Origin of the sequence: Tenacibaculum sp. UWU-22 (assembly GCF_041021355.1) — a bacterium.
In the GTDB taxonomy this organism is placed as follows: Bacteria; Bacteroidota; Bacteroidia; order Flavobacteriales; family Flavobacteriaceae; genus Polaribacter.
The window spans coordinates 1-1,501 of the sequence record NZ_JBFNGP010000018.1; the positions used below are offsets into that span (position 1 = coordinate 1).

Sequence of the window (1,501 nt, forward strand, 5' to 3'; positions counted from 1 at the left end):
ATGTTGTCCGAATTAAAGATAATTGCTGTAATTCCAAGAACGAACCATAAAATTCCGAAAACTAAATAATGCCTAAATCGCTTTTTTTTAAATTGTATGTTCATTTTTTGTCAACTGTTTGGTAACGGTCTCGTATAACCGTCAGTTACGGATTTAAATATACAAAATTTCAGTTTATGCCAGCCATTAGCAATTCCGAGTGGATTCGGACGTAGTCGAATCCGCCGTAATTGCGGTTATACATTGTTAGTGGCAGTATTTTATTCGATTTTTTTTGTGTCTATAACTTCTAAATAATGCTCCAATTTGCCAAGGGTCGAATAAAAATAAGGATATTGTTTTCCTTCAATCAATTCTAGTTTTGGAATTTTTTTATTCACTATATCTCCATCAGCTTTACTGTAAATGAATATTTGACCTCCTGTTGCAAATTGATATAGATTCCAAGAAACTACATCTGTGCATTCAAAATAATTAACTAACTTTTTGCATATACCTTTATTTTCATTGGTCTTTACAGGCAAAACAATATTTAATAACTCAGAATTTTCATTGAAAACTTTTGAAGTAATGTGTGTTGATTTATATTGTATTCCATCAATTCTATCATTATTTCTTATCCATTGTAGAAGTAATTGAGGAATAATGTATTCTGGTTTAAAAGTATCAGATGTGTCTCTAACTTTAACACTGCAACACAATATTAAAGGAAAGGTCATGAAAAATCTGTATAATTCATCAATGTTGCTACATTCTTTATTTGGAGGTGTTAAATCTAATAACCTAATTGGTTTTATATTTTTGTACCTAATAGCCTGAATTTTATCGATTGAAGGTCGATTTAATTCTTCCCAACAGATATAAACTGTTCTTCCCAAATACAAACTGGGGAAGCCAGGAATACTAAAACGTTGAGTTGATACTTTATTTCTCAATTCAAAAGGTATATGAAACATCTCTTTTTTCTGATAAGGATAGTTTGTGTCGCTCAATCTAATTCTAAAGAAACTATCATTAACAGCATATTCTTTTTGTTTTATGATTTCATATAAGTCTTTATAGTCATTTCGTAGAACTTTATCTAACTTTTCATAGGCTTTATATGGATTTCCATTATAATATTCTTGAACGCAAAGGATTAAGTTTTCAACTATTTTTTTTTGAGTTCTTTTTACGAAATCTGTTGAAATATGATTTTTGTCTTGATGTATTTCTCCACTATCTAAACTATTTACTTTCTCTAAAAATAATTTCAATTTTTTTGTGAGAAATGTTTTGAAATTCTCAATTTTTGGTTGTTTCAGAGGTAATTCAAAAATCTTATCTTTTATAAGTTCTTCAAAAGTCATTTCTGCGTTCAGTTTATATTGCCACTAACGTGTTAGTATAACCGTCAGTTACGGATTTAAATATACAAAATTTCAGTTTATGCCAGCCGTTAGCAATTCCGAGTGGATTCGGACGTAGTCGAATCCGCCGTAATTGCGGTTATACATTGTTG

Annotated in this window: 1 protein-coding gene; it reads right to left on the bottom strand. The window is 29.8% G+C overall.

The annotated features are described in order from the left end of the window. Nucleotides 1–260: 260 nt before the first annotated feature. Complete coding sequence (locus tag AB2B44_RS10585; protein WP_369049555.1) at nucleotides 261–1,349, bottom strand: RES domain-containing protein; 1,089 nt, start codon at nucleotides 1,347–1,349, stop codon at nucleotides 261–263. Between the last annotated feature and the right edge of the window lie 152 nt (nucleotides 1,350–1,501).